At 73.9% G+C, this 20,031-nt stretch carries 12 protein-coding genes; 2 read left to right on the top strand and 10 right to left on the bottom strand.

The window, feature by feature from the left end; genetic code table 11:
* Nucleotides 1-84 precede the first annotated feature (84 nt).
* Nucleotides 85-1,884, top strand: coding sequence for a helicase HerA-like domain-containing protein (locus tag ACFWEK_RS06575; RefSeq protein WP_430553519.1), 1,800 nt, complete (start codon nucleotides 85-87; stop codon nucleotides 1,882-1,884).
* Nucleotides 1,885-1,900: 16 nt separating this feature from the next.
* Here the strand turns inward: ACFWEK_RS06575 and ACFWEK_RS06570 are convergent, their stop codons facing one another.
* Nucleotides 1,901-4,372 (bottom strand): glycogen/starch/alpha-glucan phosphorylase, encoded by a 2,472-nt coding sequence (locus ACFWEK_RS06570; protein ID WP_430553518.1) that lies wholly within the window; start codon nucleotides 4,370-4,372, stop codon nucleotides 1,901-1,903.
* A 9-nt stretch (nucleotides 4,373-4,381) separates the two neighbouring features.
* Nucleotides 4,382-5,890: an MFS transporter gene (locus tag ACFWEK_RS06565; RefSeq protein ID WP_430553517.1), complete on the bottom strand. Its 1,509-nt coding sequence runs from the start codon at nucleotides 5,888-5,890 to the stop codon at nucleotides 4,382-4,384.
* Between the two features lie 187 nt (nucleotides 5,891-6,077).
* Here ACFWEK_RS06565 and ACFWEK_RS06560 point away from each other — a divergent pair, with 187 nt between their 5' ends.
* Nucleotides 6,078-6,719, top strand: a complete 642-nt coding sequence (locus ACFWEK_RS06560; protein WP_430553516.1) for a TetR/AcrR family transcriptional regulator — start codon at nucleotides 6,078-6,080, stop codon at nucleotides 6,717-6,719.
* A 19-nt stretch (nucleotides 6,720-6,738) separates the two neighbouring features.
* Here the strand turns inward: ACFWEK_RS06560 and ACFWEK_RS06555 are convergent, their stop codons facing one another.
* The 8 genes from ACFWEK_RS06555 to ACFWEK_RS06520 all read right to left on the bottom strand — a co-directional run.
* Nucleotides 6,739-10,164 (bottom strand): ATP-binding protein, encoded by a 3,426-nt coding sequence (locus ACFWEK_RS06555; protein ID WP_430553515.1) that lies wholly within the window; start codon nucleotides 10,162-10,164, stop codon nucleotides 6,739-6,741.
* Nucleotides 10,161-10,907 carry a DUF4194 domain-containing protein gene (locus tag ACFWEK_RS06550; protein WP_430547996.1) on the bottom strand — a complete coding sequence of 249 codons (747 nt, stop codon included), beginning with the start codon at nucleotides 10,905-10,907 and terminating at the stop codon, nucleotides 10,161-10,163. The genes ACFWEK_RS06555 and ACFWEK_RS06550 overlap by 4 nt, the downstream gene beginning before the upstream one ends.
* On the bottom strand, nucleotides 10,904-12,475 hold the full coding sequence (locus ACFWEK_RS06545) for a DUF3375 domain-containing protein (protein WP_430553514.1): 1,572 nt from the start codon (nucleotides 12,473-12,475) through the stop codon (nucleotides 10,904-10,906). Before ACFWEK_RS06545 ends, ACFWEK_RS06550 begins: the two co-directional genes overlap by 4 nt.
* Before the next feature lies 1 nt (nucleotide 12,476).
* Entirely contained in the window at nucleotides 12,477-15,446 is a 2,970-nt protein-coding gene (gene leuS, locus ACFWEK_RS06540) for a leucine--tRNA ligase (protein ID WP_430553513.1), read from the bottom strand.
* Between the two features lie 43 nt (nucleotides 15,447-15,489).
* Nucleotides 15,490-16,155, bottom strand: a complete 666-nt coding sequence (locus ACFWEK_RS06535; protein ID WP_430547999.1) for a vitamin K epoxide reductase family protein — start codon at nucleotides 16,153-16,155, stop codon at nucleotides 15,490-15,492.
* 63 nt (nucleotides 16,156-16,218) lie between these two features.
* The gene (locus tag ACFWEK_RS06530; RefSeq protein ID WP_430553512.1) at nucleotides 16,219-17,436 is read right to left on the bottom strand and encodes an MFS transporter; all 1,218 of its coding nucleotides are present in this window, start codon (nucleotides 17,434-17,436) and stop codon (nucleotides 16,219-16,221) included.
* A gap of 112 nt (nucleotides 17,437-17,548) precedes the next feature.
* A complete protein-coding gene (locus ACFWEK_RS06525; protein ID WP_430553511.1) occupies nucleotides 17,549-18,274 on the bottom strand; it encodes a metal-dependent transcriptional regulator in 726 nt (241 codons plus the stop codon).
* Between the two features lie 27 nt (nucleotides 18,275-18,301).
* A partial coding sequence (locus ACFWEK_RS06520) for a metallophosphoesterase family protein (protein WP_430553510.1) occupies nucleotides 18,302-20,031 on the bottom strand: 1,730 nt, incomplete at its 5' end.

Below are 20,031 nucleotides of genomic sequence, written 5' to 3'. Positions count from 1 at the left end.
GTGAAGCAGATGTGAGAACCGTTCTCAACCTCGTGGGTACTCCTCGTCGCGCACCCGCTCCCCTGCCGCGCTAGCGTGCGGGCCATGGCCGAGGGGACACCGCCCACCGACGACGCCGACCTCGCCACCCTGCGAGCGGCCGCAGCACAGGCCGCCGCCGAGGCGGCGGAGGCGAAGGCAGCGGCCGCCCAGGCGGCGCTCGAGGCGGCCGAGGCCGCCGCCGGACCTGCTCCCGACGCGAGTCCCACGGGCGCGACCGACACCGCGCCCGCGACCGACTCCGAACCGGCGGCGCCGCCGTCGTACGCCGACGAGGTGCGCGCGGGCTACGCCTCCGACGCCCCGACGCTGCCGCTCGGGGCCCTGCTGTCCGGCCCGCTGGGCGGCGACCCGGTGCCGGACGCGACGGTGCAGGTCGGCTTCCCGCTCGCGACGCTCAACCGTCACGGGCTGGTCGCGGGCGCCACGGGCACCGGAAAGACGAAGACCCTGCAGGGCATGGCGGAGGGCCTGTCGGCGCAGGGCGTCCCGGTGTTCCTCGCCGACGTCAAGGGCGACCTGTCCGGGCTGGCCGTCGAGGGGCCGGACAACCCGAAGGTCGCCGAGCGGGCGGCGAGCATCGGCCAGACCTGGGCGCCGACGTCGTACCCGGTGGAGTTCTACTCGCTCGGCGGCCTGGGCACGGGCGTGCCGATCCGGACGACCGTCACCGACTTCGGCCCGCTGCTGCTGAGCAAGGTGCTCGGCCTCAACGCGACGCAGTCCTCCAGCCTGGAGCTGATCTTCCACTGGGCCGACACGCAGCAGCTCGCGCTGCTCGACCTCAAGGACCTGCAGGCCACCATCGCCTACCTCACCTCCGACGAGGGCAAGCAGGAGCTCAAGGGCATCGGCGGCGTCTCGGCCGCCACCGCCGGCGTCATCCTGCGCGAGATCGTGGGACTGCAGGCGCAGGGCGGCGACGTGTTCTTCGGCGAGCCGGCGTTCGAGACCGCCGACCTGCTGCGCACGTCCGCGGACGGGCGCGGGCTGATCTCCGCCCTCGAGCTGCCCGGCGTGCAGGACCGCCCCGCGCTGTTCTCCACGTTCCTCATGTGGCTGCTGGCGGAGCTGTTCCAGGAGCTGCCCGAGGTGGGCGACCCGGACAAGCCGCGCCTCGTGTTCTTCTTCGACGAGGCGCACCTGCTGTTCACGGGCGCCTCGAAGGACTTCCTCCAGCAGGTCGTCCAGACGGTGCGGCTCATCCGCAGCAAGGGCGTCGGCGTCTTCTTCGTCACCCAGTCCCCCAAGGACGTGCCCGCCGACGTGCTCGCCCAGCTCGGCAACCGCGTGCAGCACGCGCTGCGCGCCTTCACGCCCGACGACGCGAAGGCCCTGCGGGCAGCGGCCCGCACCTTCCCCACCTCGCCGTACGACCTCGAGCGGCTGCTGCAGTCGCTCGGCACCGGCGAGGCCGTCGTCACCCTGCTCGACGAGAAGGGGGCCCCCACCCCGGTCGCCTGGACGCGCGTGCGCGCACCCCAGGCCTCGATGGACCCGGCGCCGCAGCAGGTCCTGGACGCGACCGTCGCGGCGTCGCCCGGGCAGGCGCGCTACGGCGCCGCCGTCGACCGCGAGTCCGCGTACGAGCTGCTGCAGGCCCGCGCCGCGCAGGACGCCGCCACCCGCGAGGCGACCGAGCGCGCCGCCGAGCTCGAGAAGGAGGCGGCGCAGGCGCGCAAGCGGGCGGAGGCCGACGCCCGGAAGGCGCAGAAGGCCCCGCGGTCGGGCTCGACGTCGCGCGGCAGCTCACGCAGCCCGATGGACGCCATCCTCACCAGCGTGGGCACGACCCTGGCCCGGGAGATCACCCGTACCGTCCTCGGCACCCGCCGCCGGCGCTGACGCTCCGGGAGGACCGTCAGTCGGCCGTCAGGGGCGCGGCGTGCCAGATGCGGTCGAGGTAGTCGCGCACGGAGCGGTCCGAGGAGAAGAAGCCCGAGCGCGCCACGTTGAGCACGGCCGAGCGGCTCCAGGCGTCCGGGTCCGCGTACGCGCGCTCCACCCGCTCCTGCGCGTCGAGGTAGGCCTGGTAGTCCGCGAGCACCATGAAGCGGTCCTCGGTGAGCAGGTTGGACACGATCGGCTCGAAGACCGAGGCGTCGCCGCCGGAGAACGTGCCGCGCGCGACCAGGTCCAGGGCCCGGCGCAGCGACGGGTTCTCCTCGTAGTACGTCGAGGGCCGGTAGCCGGCCTCGGCGACGGCGCTCGCCTCCGGCTCCGTCAGGCCGAACAGGAAGAAGTTCTCGTCGCCGACGAGCTTCCGGATCTCGACGTTCGCGCCGTCGTCGGTGCCGATGGTGAGCGCGCCGTTGAGCGCGAACTTCATGTTCCCGGTGCCGGACGCCTCCTTTCCGGCCAGCGAGATCTGCTCGGACAGGTCGGCCGCCGGGATCAGGGTCTCGGCGACGGTGACGTTGTAATTCGCCGGGAACGCGATGCGCAGCACCCGGGACACGTCGGGGTGGGCCGCGACCACGGCGCCCACGTGGTTGATGAGCGCGATGATCTCCTTCGCCATCACGTAGCCGGGGGCGGCCTTCGCGCCGAAGACGACGGTGCGCGGCGTGACGTCGCCGAGCTCCAGCTCCCCGGACGTGATGCGGTCGTAGAGCGTCACGACGTGCAGCAGCTTGAGCAGCTGGCGCTTGTACTCGTGCAGCCGCTTGACCATGACGTCGAGCATCGTGCCCGGGTCGATCGTGATGCCGTCGCGCGCCGCGAGGAAGGAGACCAGCCGGTCCTTGTTCGCGGCCTTGACCTCCCGGAACCGGCGGCGGAACTCGGCGTCGTCGGCGAAGGGCTCAAGCTCGCGCAGCCGGTCGAGGTCGGTGACCCAGCCGTCGCCGATCGCCTCCGTGACGAGCCCCGACAGCCCCGGGTTCGCCAGCTTCACGAACCGGCGCGGGGTGACGCCGTTGGTGACGTTCGTGAACTTCTCCGGCCAGAAGTCGGCGAAGTCGGCGAGCACCTTGTCGCGCAGCAGCTGCGAGTGCAGCTCGGCGACGCCGTTCACCTTCGACCCGCCGACCGTGGCGAGGAACGCCATCCGCACCGACCGCTCAGGGTGCTCCGCGATGATCGACATGCGCCGCACCAGCAGCTCGTTGCCGCCGGAGCGCTCGCGCACCTGGGAGAGGAACTCGTCGTTGATGCGGTAGATGATCTCCAGGTGCCGGGGCAGAAGCCGTCCGACCAGCTCGACCGGCCACACCTCCAACGCCTCCGGCAGCAGCGTGTGGCACGTGTACGCGAAGCAGCGCTGCGTCACCTGCCAGGCGTCGTCCCACTCGAACCCGCGCTCGTCCACCAGGATCCGCATGAGCTCCGGGATCGCGATGACGGGGTGGGTGTCGTTGAGCTGGAAGACGATGCGCTCGGGCAGGTCGTGCAGGTCGAAGTCCGGCGGCAGCAGCTGGTCGAGGAAGTCGCGGATCGAGCAGGCGACGAAGAAGTACTGCTGCTGCAGCCGCAGCTCCTTGCCCTGCGGCGTGGAGTCCTCCGGGTAGAGCACCTTGGAGATGTTCTCGGCGAACGTCTGGGAGCGCACGGCCTCGGCGTAGTCGCCGTAGTTGAAGATCTTGAGGTCGAACGCGTGGGTGGCGCGCGCGCTCCACAGCCGGAGCGTGTTGACGCGCCCGTTCCGGTAGCCCGGCACCATCGAGTTGTACGGGACGCCCAGCACCTGCCAGCCCGGAACCCAGCGCGAGCGCTCCCGGCCCTCGTCGTCCGTGTACCTCTCCGTGTGCCCGCCGAAGCCGACCGTGACCTCGTGCTCGGGGTGGGCGAACTCCCACGGGTCGCCGTTGTCGAGCCAGGTGTCCGGCTCCTCCACCTGGCGGCCGTCCGCGAACGTCTGCCGGAAGATGCCGTACTCGTACCGGATGCCGTACCCGATCGCGGGCACGCTCATCGTCGCCAGCGAGTCGACGAAGCAGGCCGCCAGCCGCCCGAGCCCGCCGTTGCCGAGGCCGGGCTCCACCTCCACCTCGCGCAGCTCGTCGAGGTCGAGCCCCAGGCTGGCGAGCGCCTCGGCGGCGACCTCCTCCAGCCCGGTCGCGATGAGCGCGTTGTCGAGCTGGCGGCCCAGGAGGTACTCCGCCGACAGGTAGGCCACCGCCTTCGCCTGCGTGCGGTACTGGCTCACCGTGGTCTGCATCCACCGCGACATCAGGTAGTGCCGCACCGTGCGCGCGAGCGCGAGGTACCGGTCGTTGTCCGTGGCCCGCTCCAGGATCGTGCCCTGCGAGAAGTTCAGCTCGTGCAGGTACTCGCGCACGAACCCCTCGACGGTCGGCTCCGGGCTGGTGATCAGAGGCGTGGTCTCGGTCACGCCACGACCCTACACACGGGCGGTGGCCGCCGTCCCTGCGTGCGGAAGGACCGGGGTGGCGACGGTCGCCGTCCGGCGCCCGCGCGCGCCCTTGGTCCGGAACAGCGCCACGGCGAGGAGCGCGCCGACCAGGAAGATCCCGGCGGACCAGGTGAAGGCGACGTCGTAGCTGTGCACCGCGGCCTGGGCGACGACGGCCGGCGTCGCGGGGAGGTGCCCCGCGGCCCAGGACGTCGCGGCCGTCGCGGCGAGAGTGTTGAGCACGGCAGTCCCGATCGCGCCGCCCACCTGCTGGGAGGTCGAGACCATCGCCGACGCGACGCCCGCGTACGGCCCCTGCACGCCGACCGTCGCGGTCTGGATCGACGGCGGCATCACGCTGCCCATGCCGACGCCGAAGAGCACCAGCGCGGGCAGGACACCGGCGGCGTAGGTGCTGTCGACGTCGAGCCGCGAGAGCCAGAGCATCGCCACCGCGCAGATCGCCAGACCGACCGGCACCAGGACCTTCGCGCCGAGGCGCGGCAGCGTGAGGTTGTTGGAGACCTGGGCCGTGGCGACGAGGGCGAGCACCATCGGCAGGAACGCGACGCCCGTGCGCATCGGGTCGTAGCCCATCGTCGCCTGCAGGTAGTAGGTGAGGAAGAGCGAGACGCCGAACATCCCGACGCCTGCCACGAAGATCGCGACGTACGAGCCCGTGCGGTCGCGGTCACGCACGATGGACAGCGGCAGGAGCGGCTGCGCGGCGCGGCCCTGCCACCGCACGAAGGCCACCAGCAGGACGACGGACGCCGCGAGGGAGCCCCAGGTCCACGGCGAGCCCCAGCCCTGGGGCTCCGCCTGGGAGAAGCCGTACACCAGGAGGAACAGGCCGCCCGAGCCCAGCGCGACGCCCGGCACGTCGAGCCGTTGCCGGCGGCCCTGCTCACCGCGGGGCAGCAGCAGGAGCCCGGCGACCACGGCCACCGCCGCGAAGACGAGGTTGACGTAGAGGTTCCAGCGCCAGTCGAAGTTCTGGGTGAGGAACCCGCCGAGGAGGAGGCCGACGGCGCCGCCCACCCCGGCGATCGCGCCGAAGACGCCGAAAGCGCGGCCACGCTCGGCCGGCTCGGTGAAGGTCGTGGTCAGCACCGAGAGCGCCGACGGCGCGAGCACCGCGGCGAAGACGCCCTGCAGCGCGCGCGCCGCCACGAGCATCTCGAAGCTCTGCGCCGCGCCGCCGAGCGCGGACGCGACGGCGAAGCCGACCAGGCCGACGAGGAACGTCCGACGCCGGCCCAGCAGGTCCGACAGGCGGCCGCCGAGCAGCAGGAGGCTGCCGAACGCGAGCGCGTAGGCGGTGACGACCCACTGGCGGTCGTTGTCGCTGAAGCCCAGCTCGGCCTGGGCCGAGGGCAGGGCGATGTTCACGATGGTCGCGTCGAGCACGACCATGAGCTGGGCGATGGCGACGGTCGCCAGGACCAGCCAGCGGCGGGGGTCCGAGGCGCGCGAGGGCGCCAGAGGAGTGGTCATGGAGGGAGCTCCCGAGGAGGCGGAGGAAGGACCCGGGCCCGGGACGTGCCGGCGCGGGTACGATCGACCGTAAGCGGTACTCGACGGTTTCGAAACCCATGAGTGTCGGAATTGAACTCCTGTTCGCCGACGGCGAACACGGCACTCGGGTGTCATGCTCGACCCGCTCCCGAACGGAAGGATCGCCATGAAGTCCGCCGACGACGTCGTCGATGACGCTCCCGCCTCCCCCGCCGCACGCGGAGGGCGGCCCCGCGACGCCTCCCGCGACGTCGCGATCCTCGACGCCGCCCGCGAGCTCCTCGCCGAGGTCGGCTACGGCGGGATGACGATGGACGCCGTCGCCGGTCGCGCGGGCGCCAGCAAGGCCACGCTCTACCGCCGCTGGACCACCAAGTCGGACCTCGCCGTCGACGCCGTGACCTGCGGGCTGGGCAACGACCTGGACCCCGCCGACATCCCCGACACCGGGTCGCTCGAGGGCGACCTGCTGGCGCTGGAGGAGCTGCGGCGCGCGCGCAAGTCAGCCGGGACCGACCGGCTCATCCCGGGCCTGATGGCGGAGGTCCGGCACGACCCCGAGCTCGCGCGCCAGTTCCACGCGAGCTTCGTGCGGCCCAAGATCCAGCAGATGCGGACGCTGCTCGAGCGCGCCCGGGACCGCGGCGAGGTGCCGGCCGACCGCGACCTCGACCTCGTGAGCACCGTGGTGCCGGCGCTCGTCTCGTACCGCAAGGTGGTCGAGGGCGTCGAGCTGACCCCCGCCTACGTCGAGCGGCTCCTGCGCGAGGTCCTGATCCCCCTCGCGACGGCGCCCTCGACCCGCTGAGCCGCGCGCTCGCGGGGCCCTACTCCCCCACGAGCGTCACCAGGCGAGACCGGCCGGTCGCGTCCTTGATGGCCTGCAGCACGACGTCGGCGTGCGGCTCCAGCGCGCTGACCTTGTCCAGCGGCGCGCCCACGACGAGCTGGAAGCCCAGCCCGCGCCACGCGCCGACGGCACGGCCGGCGAACCGGGCGTCGGCCTTGATGAACGCCTCGTCGAGGAACACCGGCGCGTACCGGGGGCGCTCAGCCCCGGCGTCGCCGAGCTGGTAGCGCAGGGCGGCGCCGACGATGAACGCGACGAGCTCCTGCGACTCACCACCGGACTTGCCGGCGATGTGGTCGTAGACGCTCACGTGGTTGCCCTCGAGGTCCACGCACTCGGCGCTCACCCGCACGTGCTCGCGCACGTCCACCAGGCGCCGGCGCTCGGGGCTGTCGGGACGGATGCGGTCGATCAGCCTGCGCATCCGTTCGTACCGGCGCTCGTGCTCGGCGAGCGGGACGTCGCCCGCCGGGGCGGTGGCGAGCTCGCGCAGCCGGCGCCGGAACGAGACGACGTCGGAGGCCTCGACCGGGGTGGCGGTGATGCGCAGCCGGTGCGCGTCGTCCCGGAACGGGAGCGTGGCGAGGATCGCGTTGACGGGCTCCATGCGGTCGCGGATCTCCGCCACCGCCTGCGCGATGCCGTTGTTGAGCCGCGTGAGCTGGTCGCCGGACATCTGGCGCAGGTGCGCCGACCACCTGTCGCGCAGCCGGTACAGCTGCTGGTACTCCAGCTCCTCGTAGATCCGCAGGAAGTCGGCGTACGCACCGTCGGGGTCAGCGCTGCGGTTCGGGTCGGGCCAGGTGTCGTTGAACCGCTCGAAGAGGGCGGCGAGGGCGGCGCGTGCGGCGCGCTCCGCCTCCTGCGCCGACTCGCGCTGGTGGTGCAGCTCGCGCACGACGGCGGCCACGGCGGTGGTGAGGTCCGCGAGCCCGCTGCCCGACGTGCCCGACACCCCCGACCAGCCGACCTGCGCCATCAGCTCGGCCAGGCGCCGCTCCTGCTCCGGCGTGGGCTCGACGCCCTCGTCGTCGGCGCGCTCGACGGCGTCCGCGACCTGGTCCACCTGGTCGCTGAGCTGCTCCCACGCCGCGCCGAGCTCGGTGACGCGCTGCTGCGCCGCGGCCCGCTCCCGGTAGAGCTCGTCGACGCGGGCGCGCAGGGCGTCCTCGTCCGCCTTGAGCGCGCGCAGCACGTCCGAGCCCGCGACCAGCGCCTCGTGCCGCTCCTGCCGCTCGGCGAGCCGGGCCTCTGCCCCGCGCACGTCGAGGTCGTCCCAGGCGGCCCGCAGCGCGTGGCTGTACGCGACGAAGTGGTCGGCCTCGCCCTTCTGCCGCAGCCGGGCGCCCGCGAGCGCCTCCGAGGCCTGGCGCAGCTCCTGGTGCGCCGCGGCGATCTGTTCGGCGAGCTGCTCGAGGCGCCGGTGGTTGCTGAACCCCAGCACCGACGCCCGGCCCTGGCCGCCGTGCGCGCCCCGGCGCCCCTCCGACGTCTGCCCGGACCGGGCGAGCGCCAGGTCGTGCCGCGCCAGCTCCGCGGTGTCGTCCACGCACACGTACGCGAACCGCTCCGCGAGGCGCACCGCGAGCCAGCCGCCGAACGGCCCGGCCTTGACCTCGAGCCTCCCCGGGAGGAGGGCCCGGTCGGCCTCCTCGTGCAGCGCCAGCCCGGTGGGCACGCCCTCGAACCGCACGCGCACGGGCGAGCGGACGGCGTCGATCGCGGCGCGGAACGCGTCCAGGCGCGTCTCGTCGACGAGCACGGTGACGGCGAACCCTCCGAGCGCCAGGCCGATCGCCTCGCGCCACGGCTCGTACTCCCCGCGCACCTCGAGCAGCTCGCCCACGAACGGCACGTCGTCGGGGCGCAGGCCGGCGGTTCGTGCGAGCGCCTCGCGCGCCTCGTGCAGCTCGCGCGGCACGTTGCCGCGGCGCGCCTTGAGGGACGCCTCCTCGCGCTCGAGCTCGGCCAGGGCGCGCATCGCCTCCTTCTCGCGCGCGGCGGCCTCGACCACCGCCTCGGACAGCGCGTCCGTGTGGGTGTCGCGCTCGTCCAGGTACCGGCGGGCGTCGGCGTGCAGGGCGTCCAGCTCCCGGCGCGAGGAGGCCTCCCGCTCCAGCGGCGACAGGTGGCCGTCCAGCTCGGCGCGGGCGCGCCGGGTCTCTGCCAGCCGCTGCTCGGCCGCGCGCACGTCGCGCTCCGCGGCCTCGATGGCGTCGCCGCCGTTGCGGCGCTGGTCGGCGCGCACCTGCTCGAGCTCGCCCTGCGCGGCGGCGAGCCGCTCCTCAGCCACGGCGACCCGCTCGGCCGCCGCCTTGTGCTGGGCCCGGTTCTGCGCCTCGCCCGCACGCAGCAGGTCGAGCTGGGTGCGGTCGCGCCACGCCGTGAACGGCGTGATCCGAGCGGCCCCCGTGCCGGGGTCTGTTCCCGCGGCGCCGCCGTCGGGCCCGAGGGCGTCCACGAGCCGCGCGGACGCGACGGCGTCGTCGACCGCCGCCCGGTGCTCCAGCATCGGGCGCAGCACGTCCACCTGGCGCTGCGCCGTGTCCATCTCGGCGCGTACCTCGCTGAGCTCGTCGAAGTGCTCGACGGCGCGCTCGGCCACGCGGATCGTCTCGGGCTCCTCGAGCACCATCGCCTTGTAGAGCGAGTCGACCGTGGTGATCTGCTGGCCGGCCTGGATGCGGCCGAGCAGCTGCATCGCCTTCTCGCCGTCGCCCGCCGCGCCGATGCCCAGCGCGGCGTGCAGGCGCGTGGCGAACGCCTTGTCCGTGTCGAACGACGTCAGCCCCGCCGCGGTGAGCCCCGCCCTGCCGAAGCGCTGGGCCGCGAGCGGCTCGAGGTCGCGCAGGCTGAAGTCCGCGTCGACGACGGCGCGCACGGCCACCGTCGCGTCCGTGCGCTGCGCGCCGCGGGGCACGTACCAGGCGCGCAGCGCCGTGAACCGCTCGCCCGCCTGGGACGACCAGGTCATCGCGATCGCCGACCAGGTGTCCGACGTCTCGCCGCGCAGCACGCGGTCCTTGGCGCGCGCCGACCCGGCGGTGCGCTCCTCGTCGAGCTTGCCGCGCGCGTAGGAGACGACGTTGCGCTGCTCCTGCCCGCGCGCCCGCCCGCTGGTGGCCGTGTTCGACGCGCCGTTGAACGGCGTCGTGTGGCTCATCATCAGCGCGATGTAGGCGTCGAGCAGGGTCGACTTGCCGGAGCCGGACGCGCCCGTGAGCAGCGTCGTCGTGCCCGCGAACCGCACCTCGTGGTAGCCGTGGTAGCCGCCCCAGCTCACCAGCTGCATCGAGCGGGCCGTCCACTGCCGACCGTCCGACGCCGTCGGGATCAGCCCGAACAGCGACTGCTGCATGCGGGGCGCGGCGACCTGCTCCGCCGGGTCGCTCGTGATCGTCATGCGCGCGACTCCTCGTCCTCGTCGACCGGCTCGGTCTCGTCGTCGTGGTCGTTGACGGTGGGCGGCTCGGCCGACGGCGAGCGCAGCCACGCGGTCAGCTCCCGCAGGCGCTCCACCGGGAGCAGGATCTCCACGACCGGCTGCACGCGGTAGCGGCCCTCGGCGACCTCGTCGAGCACGTGCTCGCGCACGAGGGTGGCGATCGCGTTGTCGACCTCGCGCCGGCGCGCGGCCAGGTTGGTCTCGTCCGCGGCGAGGAAGCCGAGCGCGTAGTCGACCAGCTCCTCGGCGTCGACGTGCGCCGCCCGCTCCCCCGCGCCCTGCTCCTGCCGGAACCGGTTGCGCGCGAACAGCATGAGCAGCGTCTCGACCCGCTTGTACGGCTCGTCCTTGAGGAGCACCGGGATGCTCAGCCCGGCCTCCCGGACCTGCCGCTTGTACGCGATCTCGTAGTCGCGATCGACGACGAGCTCCACGAACAGGTCGTGGCAGCGCGAGGCGAGCACGTTCTGGTGCGCGAGCAGCGCCTTCCACTCCGCCGGGTGCGCCGCTGCGGACAGGTACCGCCGCTGCAGCACCAGCGCCAGCGCGCGGCGCGCCTCGTACGGGAGCACGCCCGTGTCGCCGGCGAACAGCGCCGCGTCGTCGTCGGCCAGCGCGGGCACCTCGACGAAGGGCGCGCCGTCCGCCGCGGCGTCGGCCTCGGCCACGCGCTCCGCAGGCTCCGTCGTCGTGTCGGTCATGCGTCCTCCTCGTCAGTCGCGTCGTCGGGTACGGCACCGGGTACGGCGAGGCCCACCCGCGGCACCACCAGGTCGCGCGTGGTGCCGTCGGCGCGCACGGCCGTCACGCGGCGCAGCCGGGCCGCCGGCACGTCGCCGAGGCCGTCGGCGTCACCGAGAGCGTCGTCGAGCGCATCCGGCGCGGCCAGCTCCAGGTAGCCCAGGAGCTCGACGGGCCGACGCAGCTCGGCCGGCCCGGCGGCGAACACCTCGTCCGCCGTGGCGCCCCCGCGCTCGCGCAGCACCCGGGCCGCGTGGGCGCCGGTCTCCTCGTAGCGCGGGCCGCCCATGCCGCGGAGGCCGCCCAGGACCTCCCCCGGCGCGGCGCCGGCGTCGTGAGCCGGGTCGTCGAGGTCGGCGAGCGCGTCCGGCGGCGTGTCGGGGCGCAGGTCGTGCAGCTGGGCACGGAAGCGACCGAGGCGCGCCCGCTCCAGCCAGCGCAGCGGCTCCACGCGCGCGGCCCGGCCCGACGTCGGGAACCACTCCGCCATCGCCGCGGTCGCCTCGCGCAGCGCGGCGTCCAGCTCCCGGTCGCGCAGCGGGTTGTGCACGGTGAGCTGCTGCGTGATGGTGCGGGAGGCGCGCGCCTGCGCGTCGAGCACGCCGTCGACGGCCGCCAGGAGCTGGGAGTACAGCGCGCGCACGGACTCCCGCCGGTCGGCCGGCAGGCCCGCCGCGAACGGGTGCGCGAGCACCGCCCGGACCCGCTCGTCGACCTGACCGAGCAGCTGCGGGTCGCGCAGCAGCTCCATCGCCCCGGAGAAGGCGCGCCCCTCGGGCGTGCGCTCCATGAGCGAGTCGGAGGCCTCCAGGTAGGCGCCCAGCACCTCGCCGGTGGGGCGCTCGTCCTGACGCAGGCTCGTGACGATGCTGCGTTGCAGCTCCGCGATCGACTCCGCCACGCGGGCGAAGTCGGCGGGCAGCTCGCGCACCAGCGCGGCCACGTTGTCGAACTGCTCGACCAGCCGGTCCGTGGGCGCCTGCACCACGGCGCCGCCGGCGTCGAGCCGGGCCAGCTCGGCCTCCGCCTCGGCGATCTCGTCGCGGGCGCGGGCGACCTGCTCCCGCAGCGCCCGCTGCTGCGACTCCCGGTCGGGCCGGGCGTCGCGCGCGAGCCCGTCCAAGGCCACGAGCAGCGTGCGGATGCGCGACTCGCTCACGAGGGCCCGCGCCCCCTGCGTGCGGTCGACGAAGGCGAGCGCCTCCGCCGCGTGCGAGCTGACCTGGTACTGCTCGACGCCGTCGTCGTCGAGCGCCCGCACCAGCCAGCGGCCGGCCACCCAGCGCGAGCACAGCGCGCGGGCGGCGTCGTCGGGCACCTCGTGGCCGGCGGCCCGCGCCTCGGCGAGCAGGTCCTCGACCTCCACGTGCATCTGCTCGGTCGGCACGGTCGCACGACCGGGCGTGAAGATCAGCGACAGCAGGGCGACGACCAGCGGTCCCTCCTTGCGGTGCAGGAGGGCGAGCGAGGGCGTGCCGAAGGCGCCCCGGCTGCGTGCCAGGGCGCCCTCGAGGCGGACGGTCGCCAACTCAGACGACGATGTTGACGAGCTTCGGCGCGCGCACGATCACCTTGCGCACCGGCGCACCGTCGATGGCGCGGACCACGTTCGGCTCCGCCAGGGCGGCGGCCTCCAGGTCGGCGTCCGAGATGGTCGGCGCCACCTCGAGGCGCCCGCGCACCTTGCCCTTGACCTGCACGACGCACGTCACCGTGTCCTCGACGAGGTACTGCTCGTCGGCGGTCGGGAACGGCTCGCGCGCCAGCGAGCCGTCGTGCCCGAGCCGCTGCCACAGCTCCTCCGCGATGTGCGGGGCGATCGGCGCGACCATCAGCACCAGCGGCTCGACCGCCGCGCGCGGCACCCGGTCCAGCGAGGTGAGGTGGTTGTTGTACGTGATGAGCTTCGCGATCGCCGTGTTGGGCCGCATGTGCTCCATCTCGACCCGCACGTCCGCGATCGCCCGGTGCATCGCGCGCAGCGTGGCGGTGTCGGGCTCGTCGTCGGTCGCGACGAGCGCGCCCGTCTCCTCGTCCACGACGTTGCGCCACAGCCGCTGCAGGAAGCGCTGCGAGCCGACGACGGCGCGCGTCTCCCAGGGCCGCGACAGGTCCAGCGGGCCCATCGACATCTCGTACACGCGGAACGTGTCGGCGCCGTACTGCTCGTACATCTCGTCCGGCGTGACGACGTTCTTCAGGGACTTGCCCATCTTCCCGTACTCGCGGTTCACGGGCTCGCCGCGGTACGTGAAGCCGGCCTGCTCGTCGCCCTCGACCTCACCGGCGGGCACGTAGGCGCCGCGGGCGTCGGTGTAGGCGTACGCCTGGATGTACCCCTGGTTGAACAGCTTGCCGAACGGCTCCAGCGAGGACACGTAGCCCAGGTCCAGCAGCACCTTGTGCCAGAACCGCGCGTACAGCAGGTGCAGCACGGCGTGCTCGACGCCGCCGACGTACAGGTCGACGCCACCGGCGGGACCGGACGTCGCGTTGTGCTTCGGGCCCATCCAGTACGACTCGAGCTCCGGGTCGACGACGGCGGTGCCCTTGGCGGGGCCGTCGGTCGAGTCCGTCGGGTCCAGGTAGCGCAGGTAGTACCAGCACGACCCGGCCCAGTTGGGCATCGTGTTGGTGTCGCGGCGGTACCGCTTCGGCCCGTCGCCCAGGTCCAGGGTGACGTGCACCCACTCGTCGTTGCGGCCCAGCGGGGCCTCGGGCGACGAGTCCGCGTCGTCGGGCTCGAAGGTACGGGGCGCGTAGTCCGGCACGTCGGGCAGGTCGACCGGCAGCATGTCGGCCGGGATCGCGACCGGTCGGTCGTCCTCGTCCCACAGGATCGGGAACGGCTCGCCCCAGTAGCGCTGCCGGCTGAACAGCCAATCGCGCAGGCGGTACGTGGTGGTGCCCTCGCCGGCGCCGCAGGCGCTCAGCCACGCGACGATCGTCTCCTTGGCCTCGGCCACGCCCAGCCCGTCCAGGCTGATCTCGTCGTTGGACGAGTTCACCGCCACGCCGTCGCCGGTGTACGCCCCGGCGAAGTCGTCCGGCAGGCCGCCCGCGGGCTCGACGGTGCGGACGACAGGCAGCTCGAAGGCCTCGGCGAAGTCGAAGTCGCGCTGGTCGCCGCCGGGCACCGCCATGATCGCGCCGGTGCCGTAGCCCATCAGCACGTAGTCGGCGGTGAACACCGGGACGGTCGCGCCGTTGACCGGGTTGACCGCCAGGTGCCCGGTGAACACGCCGGTCTTCTTCCCGGCGTCGGCCTGCCGCTCGACGGCGGTCTTCGCGGCGGCCTCGCGGCGGTACGCGGCGACGGCCTCGACCGGCGTCGCGTGCCCGCCGGTCCAGACGTCGCGCGTGCCGTCGGGCCAGGCCGCGGGGACCTCGTCCAGCAGCGGGTGCTCGGGCGCCACGACCATGAAGGTCGCGCCGAACAGCGTGTCCGGGCGGGTGGTGAACACCTCGACCTGCGCGCCCGCGCCGGCCGCGTCGTAGTCGGCGGTGCCGACGACGTCGAAGCGGACGTTCGCGCCGGTGGAGCGGCCGATCCAGTTGCGCTGCATCGACTTGACCTTCTCCGGCCAGTCGATGAGCTCCAGGTCGTCGGTCAGGCGGTCCGCGTAGGCGGTGATCCGCATCTTCCACTGCCGCAGCGACTTCTGGAAGACGGGCATGTTGCCGCGCTCGGAGCGGCCGTCGGCCGTGACCTCCTCGTTGGCCAGCACGGTGCCCAGGCCGGGCGCCCAGTTCACGGGCGACTCGTCGACGTACGCCAGGCGCTGCGCGTCGATCACGTCGCGCCGCTCGTCGTCGGACAACGCGGCCCAGGCGGCGCCGCCGGCGTTGTCGCCGTCGTGCCCCGGGACGGCGCGGGCGCCGGACTCCAGCTCGGCGCGCAGCTCGCCGATGCGGCGGGCGCGGCCCGCGCCGCCGTCGGCCGCGGCGTCGTACCAGGAGTCGAAGATCTGCAGGAAGATCCACTGCGTCCAGCGCACGTACTCGGGGTCGATCGTCGCGAACGTGCGCCGCGAGTCGTGCGCCAGGCCCATGCGGCGCAGCTGGCGCTTCATGGTGACGATGTTCTGCTCGGTGGTGGTGCGCGGGTGCTGACCCGTCTGCACCGCGTACTGCTCGGCGGGCAGGCCGAACGCGTCGTAGCCCAGCGCGTGCAGCACGTTGTCGCCGCACATCATGCGGAAGCGGCCGACGACGTCGGTGGCGATGTAGCCCAGCGGGTGCCCGACGTGCAGCCCCGCTCCCGAGGGGTACGGGAACATGTCCATGATGAAGAACGGCTGACCCCCGGCGTTCCGGCCGTCGCCGTCCGTGAGCGCACCGTTCGGGTTGGCCGCCCAGAAGGTGCCCCGCTCCTCCCAGAGGTCCTGCCAGCGCTCCTCGATCTGCTGCGCGAGGGCGGGCGTGTAGCGGTGGGTGGGCTCGTGGGAAGGCGCGGTCGGCGCCTCGGGTCGGGAGGGTGCGGTGTCGGGCGTGCTCACCCGGCGAGTCTACCGGCCGGGGCCGCGGGCCCCGGCCCTGTTTTCACACCCCGAACGACTCGACGAGCGGCCCTCCGACGGCCAGCAGCAGCCAGCCGACGGCGACGACGTACCCGATGATCAGGACCAGTCCGCGGTTCCGCACGACCGCGCGGCGCAGCCCGTCGCCCGCGGGCAGGTGGCCCTCCTGCACGGCGTGCACGACCTGGAACCACAGCAGCGGCCACACGATCGTCCAGACGACCATGCAGGCCGGGCACAGCCGGACCAGCGCGTAGAAGCTCGACCACATGAGGAAGAAGATCAGCAGCTGGGCGAGCACCGTCACCGCGAGCAGCGACCGGTGGTACCACCGCGGCAGCCGGGCACCCGCGAGCAGCACCACGCCGGTCGTGATCACCACGGGGAACGCCGCGACCCCGATGTAGGGGTTCGGGAAGCCGAGCAGCGTGCCCTGCCAGGACATCATCGCGACGCCGCAGTCGAGGAACACGTTGAAGCTGCAGCTCGTCACCCGGTTCGGGTCCAGCAGCTTGAGGTACTCCTCGATCGCCAGCCACGACGCGGCGCCGAAGCCGATGCCGCCCAGCACGGTCAGCAGCACGCCGTAGGTGCGAGCGGTCAGGCCGCGCGGGCCGGGCCCGGGCGCAGCCTCCCCCGCGGCGTCGTCGGGGAGGTCGTGGGTCTCGTCGCGCACGCTCGGGCTCACGGGCGCGACCGTACCGCACGTTCCTGGGGAGCGGGCTCGCGCCCGGGCCCTCCCGGGCGCCGGTCAGTCGGCGTGCGCGACACGCTGGCGGCCGAACGCCAGCACCATCGCCAGGCCCACGAGGGTGAGCGCGAGTCCCACCCACGCGGGCGCGAGGTACCCGTAGCCGGCCGCGATGACGAGGCCGCCGAAGAACGCGCCGCTCGCGTTGCCGATGTTCAGGGCGGAGTGGCACAGGGCCGCGCCGAGGGACTGCGCCCGCGGCGAGAGGTCCATGAGCCGGGTCTGCATCGCCAGGCCGAGGGTCTGCGACGTGACGGCCAGCAGGAACAGCCCGACGACGGCGGGCACGGGCGACGTCCCGACCAGCGCGAACAGCACCAGCGACAGCGCGGTCGCGACGAACCCGCCGATCACCGTGCGCAGCACGTTCCGGTCCACCAGCCTGCCGCCGAGCAGCGTGCCGACGGTCATGCCGACGCCGAAGGCGGCGAGCACCCAGGGCACGGCGCTCTCGGACATCCCCGCCACCTTGGTGACGGTCGGCGCGACGTAGGTGTACACGGCGAACAGGCCGCCGAACCCGATGGCCCCGGCCGCGAACGAGATCCACAGCGGCCCGTTGCGCAGCGTGCCGAGCTCCTTCCGCACGCTCGAGTCCACCGGCCCGTGCTCGGGGACGAAGCGCCAGATGCCGAGCAGCGTCGCGGCGCCGAGCACCCCGATGACGACGAATGCCGCGCGCCACCCGAGGCTCTGCCCGACGGCAGTCGACAGCGGCACCCCGACGACGTTCGCGATCGTCAGGCCGGTCATCATCATCGAGACGGCGTGGCCGCGCCGGCCGGGTCCGGCCACCGCGGCGCCGACCGCCGCCCCGACGCCGAAGAACGCGCCGTGCGGCAGCCCGGCGAGGAACCGTCCCACGACGAGGCTCTCGATGCCGGGGGCGGCCGCCGACAGCACGTTGGCCACCGTGTAGAAGCCCATGAGGCACAGCAGCAGCCGCTTGCGGGACATGCGCGCGGCGGCGACGGTCAGCAGCGGCGCCCCGACCACGACACCGACGGCGTACGCGGTGATCGCGTACCCGACGACCGGGTCGCTGACGCCGAGGTCGGCGCCGATCTGCGGCAGCAGGCCCATCGTGGCGAACTCGGTGGTGCCGATCGTGAACCCGCCGACGGCGAGCGCGAACAGCGCGGCCCCGACGTGCTCGGGGCGGGGTGCGCGGCCGGTGCGGGCCGTGGCGCCGCTCGCGGGCGTGGTCGTCGAGGTCACTCGCCTCTCCTCGGAGATCGGGTCGGGCACCGGAATGCTCGAATCGTTTCGAGACGAGGCGTCGACGACGGTGCGCCGTCCAGCGCTCACGTCGTCGGGGAACCGGGACAGCCTACGCGCGCACCACCCAGATGCGCGACGCCGCCAGCAGCCCGAGGTCGACGCCGACCTCGCGCCCGTCCGCCTCCCACGCCACGCCGACCGTCCCGGCGAACTCCCGCCGCGACGTCAGCCGCACCGGCAGGTCCAGGTCGATGCCGAGGTCCGCGAGGTACCGCAGCGCCTCGGGGTCGGCGTCCGAGATCCGGGCGACCACTCCCCCGGCCCCGGCCTCGAGGTTCACCAGCGGCACCGCCTCCGGGCGCACCACGCGCCCGTCGGCGAACGGGATCGGGTCGCCGTGCGGGTCGCGCTCCGGGTGGCCGAGCCGCGCGGAGATGCGCTCGACGAGCCGGTCGGACACCGCGTGCTCCAGCACCTCCGCCTCGTCGTGCACCTCGTCCCACGCGTAGCCGAGGTCGCGCACCAGCCACGTCTCCAGCAGCCGGTGCCGCCGCACCATCACGAGCGCGTAAAGCCGCCCCAGCTCGGTGAGCCAGACCCCGCCGTAGGGCTCATGACCCAGCAGCCCCTGCGTCGTGAGCCGGCGCACCGTCTCGGAGACGGTGGACGGCCCCACGCCCAGGCGGTCCGCCAGCAGCCCCGTGGTGACCTTCTCGTCCGACCACTCCTGCGCCGACCAGACCGCCTTGAGGTAGTCCTGGGCGACGGGGGTGAGCTCGTCCGGGTCGACGGCCTGCGGGGGCGGTGCGGGGACGGGTGAGGTGGGTTCGGGCACGGTCCGAGCCTATCCGGGCGCCCGTCCCTACGGCCCGGGCGCCTCGTCGGCCGGCGGCACGACGTCGGGCACCGGCTCGCGCTCGCCCACCGTCGCCGCGCCGTCGGGCGTGACGCTCACGACCTGCACGTCCAGCATCCGCCGCGTCGCGGGGTCGAACCGCAGCACCGTCATCTCGGCCGTGCCGTGCAGCGGCCCGACGGTCGGCTGGTTCGGCGCCGCGCCGGCGGTGGACCCGTTGACGTACCGGATGCCCTGCCCCACCTGCTCCGGCCCCGACCTGCTGTGCGTGTGGCCGGACACCTGGAACGGCACGCACCCCGTCTCGAGGGCGTCGAGGCCCACGGACGGCGTGTGGATCAGCAGCAGGTCGACGCCGTCGCGGTCGTCGCACGCGGTCGCGGCGAGGTCCGCCGACTGCTGCTCCGGCGTGCGCTCGCGCGCGACGTTCGTGCCGACGCCGACGCGCGTCTCGAGCGCGTCCCTGTCCCCGAGGATCCGCACCCCCTCGACGTCGATCACCTGGCCGTCGAGGATCTTCTGGCCGTGCGCCGCCTCCTGGTCGGACGTGACCTGCGAGTCGTGGTTGCCGTCCGACACCACCATCGGCACGCCGCGCGGGACGGCGGAGGCGAACGAGTCGACGCAGACCTTCTCCACCGAGGTGCCGTTCATGGTGGTGTCGCCCGCGTTGAGCACGACGTCGGCCCCGGAGCGTTCGATCGTCGTGCGGATCAGCGGCGTCATCCCCGTGTTGCAGTGCAGGTCGGAGATGACGACGAAGGTGACCGGCTCGTCCTCCGGACCGCCGCTGGGCAGTGCTCGGGGCGGCGCGACCCGCGCGGTGGGCTCGGCGGGGTCCGGGGACGCGAACTGGGTGCCCGCCGCGGTCGCGGACGCGGCCGCCTCGGAGGCGAGCCGGGCGTCCCACGCGGCCGACAGGTCGTCGTCCGCGCTCGCGTAGAACTCCTCGTTGTCCTCGTACAGCTTGACGAGCTGTCCGCCGTACGTGTCGATGACGCCGGCGAGGCGCCCGGTGATCCGCGCACCCTCGAGCGCCGTCCCGGCGAAGACCGGCGACGCGGGCTGCCCCTGGGCGGTGGCGCCCGCCGCGCCGGAGGACACCGTCGTCACGACGAGGGCCACGACCGCCACCCCCGCCGTGATCTCGCCCGTCCGGGGGGCCATCGCGTCGGCGAGCTCGCGCCGGCGCCCCGGCCCCAGCAGCCAGCGCACCACGAACCCGACCGCGACCAGCGCCGCGGCGGCGCCCAGCGAGCGCCACAGGGCGTTCTCCACCAGCGCGAGGGCGACGCTGCGCACCGCGACGTCCGGGCTGGAGAAGAACTGCAGGTAGCTCTCGAGGTCCTGGCTGAGGGCCGTGAGCGTGTTGGCCGCGCCGACCGTCGTCAGGTCGGCGGGGATCTCCTTGACCACCACGTCCACGCCGAGCCCGAGCGGGAGCGGCGAGTCGATCTCCAGCGTGCCGAGCGGGCCGAGGTCGACCACGACGAGGCTGTCGTTGGTCACGGAGTAGACGGCCTCGTGGGGACCGAAGCCGAGCTCCGCGGTCGCCGTGCTCACCCCGAAGACGAGGCACGCCACGGCTGCGGTGACCCCGGCGAGGGTCCAGCGCACCCAGCGCGGCGGCGTCCGGCGCGCGCGTCGCCCCCGCCCGCCCGGCGGCGTCTCGTCCGTGTCCGCAGGGGTGTCCGCCGAGGTGGGCTCGTCGTGCTGGTCGCTCATCGCCTCCACCC

The organism is Isoptericola sp. NPDC060257, from assembly GCF_042726645.1.
Classification (GTDB): Bacteria; Actinomycetota; Actinomycetes; order Actinomycetales; family Cellulomonadaceae; genus Isoptericola; species Isoptericola nanjingensis.
The sequence above is the reverse complement of the archived record's forward strand: the minus strand, read 5'-3'. Positions and strand labels throughout refer to the sequence as shown.

Bases quoted from the DNA above. Each gene is read 5' to 3' on its own strand.
- ACFWEK_RS06575 (WP_430553519.1), top strand. From the start codon at position 85: ATGGCCGAGGGGACACCGCCCACCGACGACGCCGACCTCGCCACCCTG.
- ACFWEK_RS06565 (WP_430553517.1), bottom strand. From the start codon at position 5,890: ATGACCACTCCTCTGGCGCCCTCGCGCGCCTCGGACCCCCGCCGCTGG.
- ACFWEK_RS06560 (WP_430553516.1), top strand. From the start codon at position 6,078: ATGAAGTCCGCCGACGACGTCGTCGATGACGCTCCCGCCTCCCCCGCC.
- ACFWEK_RS06555 (WP_430553515.1), bottom strand. From the start codon at position 10,164: ATGACGATCACGAGCGACCCGGCGGAGCAGGTCGCCGCGCCCCGCATG.
- ACFWEK_RS06550 (WP_430547996.1), bottom strand. From the start codon at position 10,907: ATGACCGACACGACGACGGAGCCTGCGGAGCGCGTGGCCGAGGCCGAC.